Raw genomic sequence first — 17,068 nt, 5'->3', positions numbered from 1 at the left:
CAAAGCCCTGCATATGCAGGGCTTTGATTATATTATTCGCAGATATTCGACACTGTCTGATTGCAAAAATGGTGAAATTCGCTAGTATGTGACCTTTATTGATAATGATAGCTTTTATCAATTGGGACAAGTTCCATACGTTAAGCGACCGATAACCATTATGAATCTTTCAAAATCTACCTTTGCTTTGCTGATTGCGACAACTATCAGCAGTGCAAACGCCACATCGCTGAATCAAGCCGAAGCGATTCAAAGCAAAACCAACAAGGCGTCCGCAGCCAGTCAGCAACGCATCGACAACAGCGCCGATACCACTCTTTCCCACAAAGCCGAAATTGAACAGCTTCGGGAAGAGATCAAAAATCTCGAGATTTATCGCAATCACCTGTCTGCCTTAGTTGAAAACCAGCAGCAGGAAAGCGTTTCGCTGCAAACTCAGATCGAAGACATCAAACAAACCCGTCAGGGCATTGTGCCCTTGATGTACCAGATGATTGATGGGCTGAAAACCAGCATTGAAAACGACAAACCGATTAAAAAAGCGCAGCGTGAAGAGCGCGTGAACAAGCTCGAAGCGCTAATGACTCGCGCAGATGTCAGTGATGCGGAAAAATATCGTCGCATTCTGGAAGCGTATCAGATTGAAGTGGATTACGGCACTAAGCTGGGTAGCTATCAGGGACCAATCGAACTTGGTGGTAATCTCATCGAAGCAGATGTGCTGTACCTTGGCCGAGTGTCGCTGGTTGCACGCAGTTTGAATGGTGGGCAGTACTGGAACTGGAATCAGTCAGCGAAACAGTGGCAGCCGTTGGATTCAGGCGTTAAAGCCGAGCTGGATAAAGCGTTCAGTATCGCCAATCAACAAATTGCACCGGGTCTGGTGACCTTGCCGGTTTCTGTTGCGGAGGCACAATAATGAAGATGAAAACATTAGTCGCCGCACTGTGTTTGGCGGCATTACCATTAACGTCATTTGCAGATACTGGCCTGGTTAACAAAGCGGCACAAGAGGCCAAGCAGCAGCAGGCACACAACGTACAGCGTGAAGCGGGCTTTAAACAAACAGAAAAAGAGCTTGCGGCGCTTCGAGCGCAGTTGGTGGCAAAGCGTAACGCTATTCAAGCCGATACCGATGCTTTGGCCAAACAGTTCAGCGATAACGAAGACACGTTGGCGCGTCTGGAAGAACAGCTGCGTCTGGAAACCGGTAGTCTGGGTGAGTTGTTCGGAGTCGTGCGTCAAAATGCGAAAGAGCTGGATTCGGAACTGAAATCTTCCGTTATCAGCTGGGATCACAATCAATACAATTCTGTGGTCGATGAGATTGTCGCAGCCAAATCGTTACCGTCTATGAAGCAGTTGCAAGGGCTATGGCTGGCGATGCAAGACCAGATTAATGCGAGTGCTGAAATTACAACTGGTGCATTGAACTTCATCAATGGTGACGGGGCTACCGAGCAGGTCAACGCAGCGCGTATTGGCGCGTTTGGTTTGGTGACCGAGCAGGGCTACGTTCATTGGAATGGTCAACGACAGGATGCGATTGCTTATGTGAAACAACCGGACAATGCACCGACACTATCTGTCGCGTCGCAACTGGCTTCCGGCGAGACACAACATTTATCCCTGGACCCGTCGCGTGGCATCATGCTGGAGCAACTAGCGCAAGAGCCAACGTTGGCGGACCGTTTCGATGCTGGTGGTGTGGTCGGTAAGATCATCATTGCTTTGTTGTTGGTTGGGTTGGGCATTGCGCTGTTCCGTGGAGCGTCACTGTCGATTGCGCGTCAGAAAATTCGTCAGCAGTTGAAAACACCCGACCAGCCGGGTAACAACCCGCTTGGTCGCGTGCTGTCAGTTTACAATAAAGAACAAAACCGCAGTGTTGAAGCGCTGGAGCTGAGATTACTTGAAGCCGTGGTGGATGAGCAGACGGGCCTGGAACGTGGTCTGTCAATGCTGAAACTCTTAGCTGCTCTGGCACCGATGCTGGGTCTGCTTGGAACGGTGACAGGTATGATTGAAACATTCCAGGTCATTACTCAGTTTGGCAATGGCGATCCGAAAGTAATGGCTGGGGGAATTTCTATGGCACTGGTGACGACAGTTTTAGGCCTGGTCGCGGCGATGCCTCTGCTACTGGCCCACAACATCTTGAGCTCTCAGGCTGAAGCGATTCGCAATATTCTGGAGAAACAGGGTATTGGTCTGGTTGCGGCGGAAGCTGAAAAGGAATCGGCTACCTATAACGCGAAACAAGCTGTAGGGAACGCTGCGTAATGAATACGTTATTCTCCTTTTCCTGGCTACCTGCCTCGATAACGTCCAGTGACTGGGCTTTGTCGTTGTCGCAGTTTATGCAGCAAGGGGGGCAGGTTTTATGGTGGTTGGCGGCTGTTGTACTGGTCAGCTGGTTGCTGGTAACGGAACGTATTTTGTATCTCACAATGACGTTTCCGAAACAGAAGGCCGAATGGATAGTGCGTTGGCAAGAGCGTCACGATCAATCGTCTTGGTACGCGCGCTCTATCCGTGAAGGATGGATCGGTGAAGCGCATATTGCGCTGAATCAGAACCTCAGTTTTATTAAAGTGTTAGTCGCTATCTGCCCCATGCTGGGATTACTTGGCACGGTAACAGGCATGATCTCGGTCTTCGATGTGATGGCCGCACAAGGCAGCAGCAATCCAAAATTGATGGCGTCTGGCATTTCGCTGGCCACGTTACCTACCATGGCAGGCATGGTCGCTGCATTGGCCGGGATGTTTGTCCATGCCCGGTTGGCAAAAGCCTGCAACTTGCGTGAATTAAAATTAGAACAAGCTTTAAGGAGTCAGTCATGAGACTCGGTCGACGTCATACCCGAAACGATGAAGCGCAGATCGACTTAACGTCCATGCTGGATATCGTCTTTATCATGTTGATTTTCTTCATTGTGACCAGTTCGTTTGTACGAGAGTCTGGCGTGGAGGTTAATCGACCCCAGGCCTCGAATGTGGTTAGCCAGAAAGACGCCGGTATTTTTGTGGCAATCACTGCGGCTAACGACATCTATATAGATAAGCGCATGGTCGATGCGGAACGTGTTCAGGCAACATTGGAACACCTGATTCTGGACAAGCCTGATGCGTCGCTGGTGATTCAGGCGGATGAACATGCGTACAACGGTACCGTTGTGAAAGTGATGGACGCCGCTAAGGGCGCTGGCATCAAGAGCATTGCGCTGGCAGCGGAGAAAGGCTAATGCGGCGAGTTCTTATTGCCTTGCCTGTGGCTTTCGGCGTGACGATGGCGCTGTTTAGCTTTATGGCCTGGATGGTGGACAACAGTCAGCGCAAAGCACCGGATGCGACTGAAGCACTCAGTTTCAACATGGTAATGGTTGAGAATGAGCAGCAGACGCAACGTCGTCAGCGCAGTTTGCCGGAACCGCCGGAGAAACCGGAAGTACTCCCGCAAACCGAAGTGACGCGGTCTACCAGCTCGGTTGAGCAGGCAAAACCGATGTCTTCTTTGCAACCTATGGGGCTCGATACCGCGGTCGAGGGTGTGGCGGTCAGCGCACCACAGTTCGGTGGTTTTGGGGTCACTCAACAAGTGATGCCGCTTTACCGGGTTGAGCCGCGTTACCCGCCACGCGCCCAGAAGCGTCGTCTCGAAGGAACCGTAGTTCTGAGTTTTACCATTGACGCCTCTGGTCGCACGACGGACATTAAAGTCGTGAGTGCGAACCCGGAAGGGGTGTTTGAACGTGAAGCGATTCGCGCTCTGACGAAATGGAAATATCAGCCACAAATGGTGGATGGAGAAGGGGTTGCTCAGCCAGGGCAAACCGTGAACATTGAGTTTAAGATGGACAAGTGATGAAGCGATTACTCCTTTGCATATCAGTCTTACTCCTTTCAGCCTCTGCACTTGCTGCCGAGTTGAGCCAGTACACGGCCATTCGGTTACAAAAAGCGAACGACCTGGCGCAGAAGGAGCAGTACAAAGATGCGATCCAACTGTTACAAGGGATTGATACATCGCGTAAGTACGACCAGGCGATGATCAATCGAATGCTTGGAGTGGTGTATTGGCAAAACGGCAATAACACCAACGCGATTACGTCGTTAAAGTCGGCGGTTAACAGTGGTGCGCTGGTCGACGATCAGGCGTGGCACACGGAAAAAATGCTGGCCGATTTGTTGCTCAATGACGGCCAGTACACGCAGTCACTCAAGCACTACTATGCGTTGGTGAAATCGGTACCTAAGACGCAAAAGGCGGATGAAGTTTGGTTCCGGATCGCTCAGGCGAACTATCAGGTTGAGAAGTGGCAGCCGGTGTTGAACGCGATTGCAAAGTATGAAGCTTTCGGAAATCGTAGCAATGCCAGTGCACTTCAACTTAAGCTGGGTGCGCAGTTAGAGTTAGAGCAGTGGAAGCCCGCTATCCCGACGCTGAAGTTGTTACTCGCACTGGAACCGCAGAAATCAGCCTGGTGGCGTCAGTTGGTGAGCCTTCATTTACGCGTCGGGCAGAACCGCAGTGCGCTGGACACGCTGGCACTGGCCAAGATGCAAGGTGTCGAGTTAAGCCAGCAGGATATACGTTTGTTAGCCCAACTCTACGCGCAACGTGGGATCCCTGAACGAGCTGCACAGCAATTAGCAGAGTTAAACGGTTCGGCTTCAGACGCTAAATTGCTCAAAGAACAAGCCATATACTGGCAACAGGCAAAAGAGTGGGACAAAGCAATTGAGTTCTGGTCAAAAGCTGCGAAATTCAATGCGCAGTACCATTGGAATGTCTCACAACTGTTGGTACAGGAAGGGCACTATCAGCGCGCGTTGAAGGAGTTAGATAAAGTGACCTCACCGGCGCGTAAAGCCGATGTCGCGTTGGCGAAAACCCGGGCTTTATACAAACTCAATCAAATTGAAGCCGCATTGGTCCAGGCAAAACGTGCAGATGCTACCGAACCATCTCGCCAGGCCAAGAGTTGGATCAAGTATCTGACAAAGCTGCGTGAACAGACAAAGGATCAAGCGCAAACCAGCTAAACGCTGTTGTTGGTGGGATAACCAAGCCGGAGTCATTTTGCTCCGGCTTTTTTGTAAGTGACTCTTATTCACGAGCGCAAATGAGAACTAATTGCTTTTATTGGTAAAAAAGGCATAATCGTGTCGTCAGTTACTTGTAGGGAAACAACAGGCGGAACATGCAGCACGGGTTTTTTGATGAGTTGTTTCATCACGCAAAACAGATCACGCCTTATCTCTCCGGAGAAATCGGGCCAGTTCCGGAACTCTCCATTCATATCAGTACCCCGGCCTCGGAAACGATTCAGGCGTTGTACCATCGATTAGCTCAGTCAAATCCGGATGCGGGCAGTGCTTACTGGTTAACGCGTACCTGGGACTTATTATGCTGGCAGCCGGTTTATATTGCTTTTCTCTCCATCTATGGTTTTCGCACCTTGCCTGACATTCATCGCATGGCGCAACTGGTGCAGCCGGAATTCATCGCAGGATACCGGTTTGCCGATGCCAATCATATACATGGTGATGAGGAAACCCTGATAGCTGAGGCTGGTCGGCAGCTAACGGAGTTATTGGCGTTTTACCGTGACCAGATTAGCCAATGGAGTCGAATCCGTCCTGGCTTTACCAATCATCTCCTGGCCGATCTGCTGCTTGGTTGTATTATCAAAGTGCAACAGTTCTTTCCTGAGCTGACGAATGACTACTTAACTGAGCAGGCTGCGTTATGGTTGAACGCCTGCCAACTGCCGGATAAACACTTAAAAAGCCTGAGCGTTCACCCTCAAAGTGGACGACTGCAACTGGTACGAACAAGTTGCTGTTTGGTGTTCAAATGTCAGGGCAGGGAACTGTGTGCTGATTGTCCACGTCATCCGGATAACCGCAAATAAACACCGATTAATAGGTGCAGTCTATCTGATCGATAAGCACAATCTATTTTCCCTAACTCGCTGATCCCGATACCCTAATTACTTGGTTGAGTGATTAAATGGGGAAGGCCGATGTCAAAAAGTGCAATCGTTGTGGAAGGTGGCGCCATGCGGGGCGTGTTCGCCGCTGGTGTATTGGATGCTTTTCTGGAGCTGGATCATAAACCTTATGATTTTGCCATTGGTGTTTCGGCTGGCGCATCGAACCTGATTGGTTATCTCGCGGACTACCCACACCGAAGCATTAATGTCATTACTCAGCTTGCCACCAGTAAGCGCTTTTTTGACCCGACCCGATTTATTAAAGGTGGCGATCTGATTGACGTAAAATGGCTATTTGAAGAGTCCAACCGCCGTTATCCCGTCGATGAAGAACGTGTCTTCAGTTCTATTCCGTTTCTTGCCGCCGCCACCAATGTGAACACTGGATCAGCAGACTATTACCGCGTGACCCGTGAGAACTTCAGTAAAGCGATTGAGGCAACGACAGCACTACCAATCGCGTACAAGCACACGCCATGTTTTTCTGGTGGGTGTTACACTGACGGTGGTGTGGCCGATTCCATCCCTGTCAAAGAAGCATACCGTCGTGGTGCGCGCGATATTACGGTGATTCTGTCTCATCCGGTCAGCTATGAAATGCCTCAGGCACGTAATCCCTGGTTAATGAAGAAACTGTTTGCTCGTCATCCTGTGTTGGCGGATGCCATGCTTAAACGCGCCGATAACTACAATGACTCGCTGGCGTTTATTCATAACCCGCCGGCCGATGCTGTGATTCGTGTTATTGCACCGCCGGAAGATTTTCACGTACAGCGCTTAACCATGAAACAGTCGGTTCTGATGGAAGGGTATCAAATGGGTTTAGTGACCGGGCGGGAACATGCCAAAGCATTCAAATTCGAATTGACGCCGGAGCGGAAAATCGCGTAGCAGCTCATTTGGCTAACGGTTTTGAATAAAAGAATCAATAATAAAAAAGAGCCAGCCTTAAGCTGGATCGAGTTCAATCGAGAGTCACTGAAAAGAGTCCGGATAGACTACTTCATCGGCAAACAGCAAAACTCTGCTCGCCAGATGAGGCTCTTGGAATCCTGCATCGTATTGAGGACTTCCTGCCCGGACATTTGCGGATAAGATTTCATTACCCGCACATCGTCACTTCGCTCGTCTGATTGGTAAGCCCGCACATGAGTAAAAGTGGCGCCTAGATTATTATTTAGCATGGATTTGGAAAGGCAAATCCCAAAAACATCCCGTCTCATTTTCTATCCCTCTGACCTCGTTATTGCCCCGCGACGACAGCTGATTATGTTGTAATTGCCGCGCTGAACATTCGCATCCTTATGTGGCCGCTGCATAATAATTATACAATTCGTACAGCGCCTTCGCTGATTATATCGACTAAAATTGATGTGACTCAATTCACATATTCAACTTGATTAATATTTAGCTATTTTCACCTTTTTGGAAGTACTGATAGTAAGTGACTAATTTACATACAGAACTCCATTCTGTCGGCCTTTTTCCTTACTCATCCTCACAGATATTGGCTGACAGCTTAGAGCCTCACAAGATTCAGTGGTAACTTAGCGCCAGATAACTAAGGATAGTGGTATGAAATGGAGTCAAGTCAGCTTTCGTAAGCGAATGCTGATCATCATGACCTTATCAGGGCTGATAGAACTGCTGTTGCTCGTCGCAGCAGGGTTCATTTACGTTAAACATGCCCAAGAGGAAGAAATGGGGCAGAAAGCCTTGGGTGTCGCTGCATTTCTGGCTCGCTCTCCCTATGTGATCAATATGGTCGAGAATCGTGAAATCGTTGAACATCAGCAGCGTTTTCGCGAACTGACGGATTTGATTGGAGCGGCGTTCATTGTGATTGGAGATGCCCAAGGCGTGCGTCTTGTGCACCCGATAGATCAGCGTATCGGACTACCAATGCGTGGTGGTGATAATGACGGCGCTTTGATTGAGGGCCGCGCCTACGTATCGACGGCAAAAGGATCCCTTGGTGTTTCGGTGCGTGGAAAATCTGCGATATTCAATGTCAATGGCGACATCATTGGTGTGGTGTCAGTCGGCTATCTTATTGAGCGTTTGCAAGATAGAGTCGAACCGTTCCTGGTATTTCTCATCCTCATGGCACTTGGTGTGGTTGGCGCGAATGCGATCGTTTCCAGCTACGCATCACGCCGCTTTCAAAAAGCCATTTTAGGGTTTGAGCCTGAGGAGATCGGCCGCTTGTACGTTGAACTCGATGTCACCATGAGTACGCTCAAAGAAGGCATTTTGAGTATTGATGGTGCTGGTAAACTGCGCTCAATCAATCGCAGTGCGTGCGATATTCTCGGCATCGACAAAGACACAGCGCTGAATCAGCCACTTTCGAAAGTGCTGCCGGAAAGTGACTTACACACCGTTCTTCAGACAGGCAAAACCGATCATGATATTAATCTGTATCTCAATGGTCAGCGACTGATTGCGAACCGTAGCCCGATTATTGTTGAGGGCAAGGTGGTTGGCGCGGTATCGAGTTTCCGGCTCAGAGATGAAATTAATGAATTAACCGAACAACTTTCCCAAACCAAAGCGTATGCCGAGCTGCTGCGCTCCCAAACTCATGAGCACCGCAACAAACTCAATACCATCAGTGGGCTGGTACAAATGGGCGAGTTGGAAGCGGTACAACATCTGATCGGTCAGGAGACGGCACACTATCAGAGTCTGATCGAATTTTTACGCGAAACCGTTCGAGACCCGTTGATTGCTGGTATGTTACTGGGCAAGTCGGAGCGGGCGCGCGAGCTTGGGTTGGAACTGGTTGTGGAGGAAGGTTCAAGGCTAAATGGTTTACCTGAGCGCATCAACGCAGAGGATGTAGTGACGATTCTGGGTAATCTGATCGACAACGCGTTTGATGCCACGATGAGTGCAATAAAAGCGGAGCACCACATTGCCCGGGAACGGCGCCAAATTGAAGTGTCAATCAGTGACTTTGGCCATGAGATCATTCTGGAAGTCGATGACCAGGGATGTGGACTGCCTGACGGCATTGCACCAGACACACTGACCGTACGGGGAGTATCGAGCAAAGATAACCATACCCGCGGCGTGGGGTTGTATTTGGTTAATCAGTTAGCTCAGCGTTACCACGGAGAGTTGGTAATTAATGGACATAAAGAATTTGGAACGAGGATGACGGTGTATTTGCCCAAGGAAGATCAATTATGAGTACGTTAACCCGAGTCATGATCATAGAAGACGATATCGCTATCGCTCAATTACACCATCGCTATCTGGAGCAGATGGGCGGTTTTGACGTCGTCGGGATAGCGACAACTCAGGCAGAAGCTGAAATGCAACTTGAGTTGCTTAAACCCCAGCTGGTCTTGCTGGATGTGTATCTGCCAGACGGAACCGGACTCAATATTCTTAATCAGTTACGGGGTGAAAATCTGGGATGCGATGTCATTCTTATCACCGCTGCCCGTGACGTGGAAACACTCCAGACGGCGATGCGTGGTGGTGTGGTGGATTATCTACTTAAACCGGTCATGTTTCCTCGCTTAGAGGCGGCGTTGAAAAAATATCAGTCACGTCAACAGGAGCTGGGGAGTGTGGATGATCTCAATCAAAGCCTGGTTGACAAAATGCTTCAGGCCAATGTCGGGAGTGATAAACCTTCCGGACGTCTACCCAAGGGGATTGACAGTGTGACGCTGGATAAAATCCGTGCGCTGTTTACCTCACCAGTCAGTCTGACTGCGGATGAGGCTGGGGAAAAAATAGGCGCCAGTCGAACGACTGCCAGACGTTATCTGGAGTTTCTGATCACGGCAGGGGAACTGGAAGCGGATTTAAATTATGGAACGGTTGGACGCCCTGAACGGCGATATGTCAAGGTGTCCCGTTAGTTCCTGGCAGGTTCTGCTTGCGTAAGTATAAGAAACGCATAAGAATTACAACTTAGCGGGGTAAACGGGTAATGAGTGGTTAATGGAAAATATTTTCTTTATTGTCGTTATTTTAGTGATCTTCTTTTTTGTGGTGCAGAAAAAACTGCTCAGGCAAGAGAGCATTAAAGATTCCAGTTATAAGAAGAAAGGACCACTGTTAAATTTACAGGAGGGGGCTTTCTTCAATGCGCTGAAAACCGCCGTTGGTGAGCATGGTGTGGTTATGACAAAAGTGAATATGGCCAATGTGCTCGCCCCTGTCGCAACCAACAAAAAACAGTGGTTTATCGCGAACGGTCGGATCGCGAAAAGTTATTTTGACTACATTGTCTGTGATCCAAGAACGCTGGAAGTGCGCGTCGTGATTGAGCTGGATAACGGAAAACCGCTCGATAAAGGAAAAGCCGAGCGGCAGAAACTGCTGATGCACGTGTGCAAATCGGCAGGTATTCCATTAATTGGTACGTCCATCAAGCACAGCTATCAGGTCGGACGTCTGCGGCGTTTGCTGGCTGCACATATTGATTTAATTGAGCCAGACAAAGAGATACGATTTTGTAAGAAATGCGGCAGTCCTATGGTGATAAAAACCGCCAGCCAGGGAGAGTTTCGAGGTCGCCGGTTTTTTACCTGCAGTCGGCAGCCACAGTGCAGTTATACCGAAAACTATAATGTGGTCTTTGAAGACGATGAGTTACCTGAATAACCCGAACGCCCTCTGTTGAGGGCGTTTATGTATTTGTCTTTTCTAATGTTCAATGGGCTGAAGATCAAATTTATGCGCATTGAGTAAAATGTAGTTTTTCTACAGTTTAAGCCCTCTTTCAATCTACAAATTGCCTAGTAACTCACTGTTTATCAGGCAGTGAGAAAAATTCCTACGAGTCCAGCGCTTCATTTTGTGACTTCTCTTCTATCTTAGTTTTCTCCTCCCACCACTCTACGCCCTGAATCCTCTACTGATGGGGTGAGGTAATAAAATAGCTGAAATAGATAAGGTTAACTTGTGGTGATGTTTGCTTATTGCTTCCACATCGGGAAGGACCCAGGTAAGGGGTCCCCCAATTACGTGAACAAACATGGATATAACAATGAACATCAAGTTAACGAGAATGACTTTGGCTTTTGCATCGCTTGGAATGCTGGCAGGGTGCAACGACCAGCTGGATCTCCGGGTGATGGATGGCTATTTGAGTGACGCCGCTGTCTGGCTGGATGTTGACGGCAACTTTCAACCCAATGGTTCGGAGCCGCAAGCTCGCACGGACGATCAGGGATGGGCGAGTTTGGATGCCTCTGGTGTCAGTCGCCAGCAGCGCAGCAGCTTGATTGCCGCGCAAGTTGAGCGTGGACAAACCGTCGACCAGGATATCCCGGGCGTGGCAGCAACACGTGATTATCTGCTACTGGCGCCGGCTGACTATGCGCACGTCAGCCCTCTGACAACCTACATCAGCCTAAAGATGTCTCAGGGCGTCAGCGAAAAACGTGCGATCGCTATGCTGCGCAGGCAACTGCGACAGCCGGATTTAATCCCGGACAGCGACTATGTCGCTAACGAAAATCTATTGGCAGCAAGAGCGGCAAAGGCACTCGCGCAGTTAATGCCGGAAACCCTGAGCGATACAGAGGTAAAGCCGCTGAGTAAAACGTTGGAACAAGCGGCCAAAGTGCTGGGTAAAGAACTGAGAAAAGGCGACAGTGATTTACGCTATAAAACCTTGATGTTGGATTCACGTGGTAAGCCAGTTGTGGTGAGCGACAGTGATGAGGATGGTGTGGCAGATACCCTGGATCTGTTTCCGAATGACAAACTCGAGTCTGCAGATGCGGATCTAGACGGAATTGGTGACCATGCGGATCAGGATGACGACAACGATGGTTTCAATGATGAAGTTGAACGTCAGGTGGGGACTGATCCGTATGATGCGATCAGTCAACCCGCTGATCTCGATGGCGATAAAATTCCGGACTCGCTGGATGCGGACATAGATGGGGACGGATGGTCGAATGAGGACGAAATACGCTTAGACAGCAACCCGTACGATAGCGTTAGCCAACCTGCGGACTACGATGGCGACAAGGTTGCAGATGTCGAAGACAGCGATATCGACGGTGATGGCGTGGCAAACAGCGCAGATGCATTTCCGAAAAACCGTTTCGAAAGCCTTGATACCAATGGTGATGGGTTGAGCGATTTTGCCTCCAGTGATGACGATGGCGACGGTATTCCAGACAGCGTTGATCCTAACCCAAAAAGCCCAGACAACAGCACCACTGAACCGACACCTGTGTATCAACAGGCGGTGATCTACTACAAGCGCGACGACGGCAACTATGAAGGCTGGGGTCTGCATTTGTGGAATAACGCGACCTGTGATGCGATCAGCGAAGATGCCCTGAGTGGTGTCGAGTGGGGCAGTCCTTACACGTGGAGCGAGATTGATCCTGAATTTGGCGCCAAATTCACCGTGCCACTGAAAGGTGAACACGGCGCGTGCATGAATTTCATTGTGCATAAAGGCGACGATAAAGCGCTCGGAGGCGATGATCTACAAATAGAGTTTGCCAAAGGCAACACGCTGTACACATCTCATGGCAGTACCACATTAAAGTACTCGCCGGATGAACAGAACACCGTTGCCTTGTCTGGGGCTGAGGCGCATTGGCTGGATGTCACTTCCATTGCCTGGTTCGATCACAGTGAAGCGGCTCGTTACCAGATATGGAGCCGAGAGGCTGGCAACGGTGATATTGCTCAGCCACAACAATTTGAAAAATATGATCTGTCTTTGGCTGGTACAACAGACAACCCGGAATTTCCCCACTTGCGTGGACGCACTGAGTTCATGCTTGACGTGGATGAAAGTACAGCCAAAGCCTTGCTGAAGACACAATTGATCGCCGTGGCACTGGATAATGAAGGTCAACTCTTAGTGGCGACGCAGGTTCAGATTCCTGGTATCACGGATACACTGTATACCGCCGGACCAAGTGATGCAGATGAGGCTCGACTGGGCAGTTGGATCGAGGGTGACTCGGCGCAATTTGCCTTGTGGGCTCCAACAGCACAAGACGTCGAATTGTATCTGTATGATCAGGATAAAGCGCTGATCCCTTCGTCACCATTGTCCATGAAGCTCGATCCAAAAACAGGTATCTGGCGTTATCAGGGCGGTGCAGAGTTGGACAATGTGTTCTACCGCTATCGAGTGAAAGCTTACCATCCGAAAACCAGTCAGGTTGAATGGATGATGACGACGGATCCATACTCGCTGTCACTGAGCACATCCAGTCTTCATTCACAACTTGTCGATTTGAACTCGCCCCTTTCTAAGCCCGCAGGTTGGGATAGCCAGACCATTCCGGTGTTGGATAACCCAGAAGACAACATCATTTATGAACTGCATATTCGTGACTTCAGCGTCAGTGATACTAAAGGAACCGAAGAGCGAAATGGTAAATATCTGGCATTTCTGGAAGATGATCGTGACAGTGTCACTCATCTAGATGCGCTGAAACAAGCCGGATTGACCACCATTCACCTGCTGCCAAGTTATGACTTGGCTTCAATCAACGAGAACGAAGACAAGCGGGTTGACCTCAACGACACCGTTGCCAAATTGTGTGACGTGAGTCCGGGTGCCAGTTTGTGTCAGGATAACACTCCGCGCAGTGCGACGATTCTGTCGTTGTTAGAACAGACCGATCCCAATTCGGGAGAGGCTCAGGCCTTGTTGGCGGACATTCGCTCGCTAGACAGTTTTAACTGGGGTTACGACCCATTCCATTACAGCGCACCAGAAGGTAGTTATGCAGTTGAAAGCGACGGCATATCTCGGATTCGTGAGTACCGGCAGATGGTGCAAAAACTGCACACCATGGGATTCCGTGTCGTACAGGATGTGGTGTACAACCATACCTATTCATCCGGTTTGTACGATAAGTCTGTACTGGATAAGACTGTTCCCGGTTACTACCATCGCCTGAACCCTGTTACGGGAGCCGTCGAAAACTCCACGTGCTGTGACAATACGGCGTCCGAAAACCGGATGTTTGAAAAGCTGGTGGCAGACAGCGTTATGATGTGGGCCCAGGACTACAAAATTGACGGGTTCCGCTTCGATCTGATGGGACATCTGATGAAGTCCAGCATGCTGCACATCTATGAGCAGACTCAAAAAGTCGATCAGGATACTTGGTTCTATGGTGAAGGATGGAACTTTGGTGAAGTGGCCAATGGCCAGCGCGGTGAAAACGCGACTCAATGGCCGATGGCAGGGACGGGAATCGGGACGTATAACGATCGCCTGCGTGACGGTGTGCGTGGTGGCGGACCGTTTGATAGTGGTGACGCGTTATTGCAAAACCCAGGTTTTGCTAATGCCGGAGACCGTTTCTCAGAAGAGTTGCAATCACGTATGGATCTGATTCGCTATGGTATGACGGGGAATTTGCAGAACTATCCGCTGCAAACTCATAGCGGGGCAACAGTCTATGGCCGCGATTACTTATATGGCGATCAAGGCGCGGCGTACACACTCGACCCTCAAGAGTCGATCAACTACGTGTCTAAACATGACAACCAAACCTTATGGGACTTCAATCAGTACAAAGCGCAAGCTGATATTTCTCCGGCGGACAGAGCGCGAATGCAAATCGTTGGTCTGTCGACGGTTATGTTAGGGCAAGGTGTACCATTCCTGCATATGGGCTCCGAGCTATTGCGTTCTAAATCGATGGAAAGGGACAGCTACGACAGCGGTGACTGGTACAACAAAGTCGATTTCAGTATGCAAACGAACAACTGGAACGTTGGTCTGCCAAGAGCCGATAAAGATCAGGCGAACTGGAGTGCGATTCAATCCATCATCAGCAATCCGAATACCGTGGCCACATCAGACGATATTCGCTGGACAGACGATGCATTTAAAGCACTGCTCAAAGTGCGTTCATCGACGCCTTTGCTGAGACTGGTTTCCGAGCAGGAAGTATTGGAAAGGGTACGTTTCCATAATACAGGTCCTGATGCGCAACCAGGTATGATCGTGATGTCAGTCAACGATGGTATTAACGCCGGGGCGGATCTCGATCCGAGTTACGATGCAATCGTGGTAGCCATCAATGCCAACACGTCTGCGCAAAGCCTTCGTATCGATGGGGCAAATAGCTTTGTGTTGCATCCGGCACTCACTTCATCGGCCGATCCACGCGTTAAACAATCAACGTTTACAGATCAGACGTTCTCGATCCCACCACTAACGGCGGCGGTATTTGTTCTGCCCCAGATTGGTGAGCAAGGTGAAGGGTTAGTGACAGAGGCGACTCCGGTCGATGTTGCGCCGTATGGCAACACCAAAGTGTACGTGCGAGGCTCGATGAATGACTGGAACACCGAAAATGAGATGACTTATCAGGGCGACGGACTTTATGCTTTTGACGGTTACCTGACCCCAGGTTCGTATGAGTTTAAAGTTGCCTCTGATGATTGGAGCAATGTGAATCTCGGATACGGTTCTGTCGTTACGGGTTCAGGTTCGATCACTCTGGAAGATGCAGGTAACGGCAACATCAAAGTCACCGTGACGGATCAGGGAGTCTACCAGTTTACGTTGGATGCGTCGCAACAAGACCAACTCAAACTCGCAGTGCTCAACCAAGATTTGGATTACGCCTGTTATCAGTACGACAATCCGGCGTGTGATCTGAGAATCTATCAGGTCATGATGGAGTCGTTTGTCGATGGAGATGCCAGCGCAGATTACGGTGTGGGGTATGGGACGTCTCATCACAAAGGTGATTTGCAGGGCGTCATCGATAGCCTGGATTACATTGCCAGCCTGAACGTCAATGCAATCTGGCTGACCCCGGTATTTGACTCCTGCGCGGGAGAGGGCGTGGACAACAAACTCGACGCTACGGGCTATTTTGCGTGTGACTATTTTAATGTTGATCCGAACTTTGGCAGCAATGCCAAACTGAAAGAGTTGATTGATAAGGCGCACCAAAAGGGACTGTATGTCTTCCTGGATGGCGTATTTGGTCACACCCACGTGAATGGCGTTAAACCCTCACCAAGTGGCAAGTTACCTTCTTTACGCAGTGAAGCCGGATATCCCGGGATGTACGTCAATTACTCGAATGAAACCAGCGAAGCGTTCTTTACCGAAGTCGCGACCTATTGGGTGAAGGAGTTTGGTATTGATGGATGGCGTCTTGATCAGGCGTATCAAGTACCTTTACAGACCTGGGCCCGAATTCGCGTTGCAGTTGAACAAGCCTCGGCAGAGAATCAACAGGCTGGACTTGATTGGGGAACGTTAGGTTACATGGTCGGTGAAGTGTGGAAAGGTGCGGACGAAATTGCTCGTACGACGTACGGCACCGATGAGGAGCCGGGGTTATCATCGGCATTTAACTTCCCACTGCGTTATGGTCTGGTCCAGGCTTTAGCGGTGGAAGAGTCGGGGGCCCGCGGCAACGCACGTGCACTGGATGCCGATTGGAATAAGCGCGCGAAGTCTCCGTATCACGCGATGCCGAATCTGATGTTGGGCAATCACGATCTGGTGCGTTTCGGGGATTTGATTCAACGAGGTGGGTTGGGAGACGATCAACTGCGTCATCAGGCGGCGTTCAGTTTCTTGGCGGCGTATTCTGGCCCTATCACATTCTATTATGGTGAGGAAATTGGTGACGAGGTTGCGGATTTCGCGGCGAAAGTGACCTCAGATTGCGCAGCGCTAGGCGTATGTGATGACCATGTCGCACGCTCAAGCGCAAAAATTGAAGGAGTGACCGCAGCTTTAACACCTGAGCAACTGACGCTGAAAAACTATCTGGCTCAACTGATGCAGGTTCGCAGTGAGCATCCTGCGTTGTATAAGGGAGAGCGTCGAAACTTATGGATTGACGATCAATTGTATGTGGATCTGAAAGTTTACGATGACGAACAGATTGTTTATGCGCTGAACACGGGTACGGCTGAACGAGTGATGTCGTTAGACAACACACAATTAAAAGCCGCCTCGCATTTGGTAGATCTTATCTCTGGAGAGCAAATCAACCTGCAACCCGGGATAACCTCAGTCACGGTTCCGGCATTAACCGGACGCTTACTGAGCGTGAGATAATCTGAATCACAAAG

13 protein-coding genes are annotated in these 17,068 nt (G+C 49.7%); 12 read left to right on the top strand and 1 reads right to left on the bottom strand.

Translation table 11 applies throughout. The annotated features are described in order from the left end of the window. Positions 1-160: 160 nt before the first annotated feature. From VPR01S_RS00805 to VPR01S_RS00770, 8 genes are all read left to right on the top strand, one after another. Entirely contained in the window at positions 161-919 is a 759-nt protein-coding gene (locus VPR01S_RS00805; protein ID WP_021703379.1) for a DUF3450 domain-containing protein, read from the top strand. Continuing rightward, positions 919-2,283: a MotA/TolQ/ExbB proton channel family protein gene (locus VPR01S_RS00800; RefSeq protein ID WP_021703378.1), complete on the top strand. Its 1,365-nt coding sequence runs from the start codon at positions 919-921 to the stop codon at positions 2,281-2,283. Before VPR01S_RS00805 ends, VPR01S_RS00800 begins: the two co-directional genes overlap by 1 nt. Next, entirely contained in the window at positions 2,283-2,846 is a 564-nt protein-coding gene (locus VPR01S_RS00795; RefSeq protein ID WP_021703377.1) for a MotA/TolQ/ExbB proton channel family protein, read from the top strand. Before VPR01S_RS00800 ends, VPR01S_RS00795 begins: the two co-directional genes overlap by 1 nt. Next, on the top strand, positions 2,843-3,247 hold the full coding sequence (locus tag VPR01S_RS00790) for an ExbD/TolR family protein (protein WP_021703376.1): 405 nt from the start codon (positions 2,843-2,845) through the stop codon (positions 3,245-3,247). The genes VPR01S_RS00795 and VPR01S_RS00790 overlap by 4 nt, the downstream gene beginning before the upstream one ends. Then, positions 3,247-3,867, top strand: coding sequence for an energy transducer TonB (locus VPR01S_RS00785; protein ID WP_021703375.1), 621 nt, complete (start codon positions 3,247-3,249; stop codon positions 3,865-3,867). Before VPR01S_RS00790 ends, VPR01S_RS00785 begins: the two co-directional genes overlap by 1 nt. Next, positions 3,867-5,048, top strand: coding sequence for a tetratricopeptide repeat protein (locus VPR01S_RS00780; RefSeq protein WP_021703374.1), 1,182 nt, complete (start codon positions 3,867-3,869; stop codon positions 5,046-5,048). Before VPR01S_RS00785 ends, VPR01S_RS00780 begins: the two co-directional genes overlap by 1 nt. A 158-nt stretch (positions 5,049-5,206) precedes the next feature. Beyond that, entirely contained in the window at positions 5,207-5,920 is a 714-nt protein-coding gene (locus VPR01S_RS00775) for a siderophore ferric iron reductase (protein WP_021703373.1), read from the top strand. A gap of 111 nt (positions 5,921-6,031) precedes the next feature. Then, entirely contained in the window at positions 6,032-6,892 is an 861-nt protein-coding gene (locus VPR01S_RS00770) for a patatin-like phospholipase family protein (protein WP_021703372.1), read from the top strand. Between the two features lie 107 nt (positions 6,893-6,999). Here VPR01S_RS00770 and VPR01S_RS23000 read toward each other — a convergent pair whose 3' ends face one another. Then, positions 7,000-7,224, bottom strand: a complete 225-nt coding sequence (locus tag VPR01S_RS23000; RefSeq protein ID WP_040902084.1) for a hypothetical protein — start codon at positions 7,222-7,224, stop codon at positions 7,000-7,002. Positions 7,225-7,576: 352 nt separating this feature from the next. On the opposite strand from VPR01S_RS23000, the gene VPR01S_RS00760 reads away from it, so the two are divergent. The 4 genes from VPR01S_RS00760 to pulA all read left to right on the top strand — a co-directional run bounded on the left by VPR01S_RS00760 (position 7,577) and on the right by pulA (position 17,054). After that, positions 7,577-9,196, top strand: coding sequence for an ATP-binding protein (locus VPR01S_RS00760; RefSeq protein ID WP_021703371.1), 1,620 nt, complete (start codon positions 7,577-7,579; stop codon positions 9,194-9,196). Continuing rightward, positions 9,193-9,879 (top strand): response regulator, encoded by a 687-nt coding sequence (locus VPR01S_RS00755; protein ID WP_021703370.1) that lies wholly within the window; start codon positions 9,193-9,195, stop codon positions 9,877-9,879. Before VPR01S_RS00760 ends, VPR01S_RS00755 begins: the two co-directional genes overlap by 4 nt. 82 nt (positions 9,880-9,961) lie before the next feature. Next, positions 9,962-10,627 (top strand): DUF2726 domain-containing protein, encoded by a 666-nt coding sequence (locus VPR01S_RS00750; protein WP_021703369.1) that lies wholly within the window; start codon positions 9,962-9,964, stop codon positions 10,625-10,627. A 385-nt stretch (positions 10,628-11,012) separates the two neighbouring features. Beyond that, positions 11,013-17,054, top strand: coding sequence for a pullulanase-type alpha-1,6-glucosidase (pulA, locus tag VPR01S_RS00745; protein WP_021703368.1), 6,042 nt, complete (start codon positions 11,013-11,015; stop codon positions 17,052-17,054). Positions 17,055-17,068: the final 14 nt, after the last annotated feature.

The organism is Vibrio proteolyticus NBRC 13287 (genome assembly GCF_000467125.1).
Lineage (GTDB): Bacteria > Pseudomonadota > Gammaproteobacteria > Enterobacterales > Vibrionaceae > Vibrio > Vibrio proteolyticus.
Note: the sequence above shows the minus strand (reverse complement) of the source record. Positions and strands in the feature narration are given on the sequence as shown.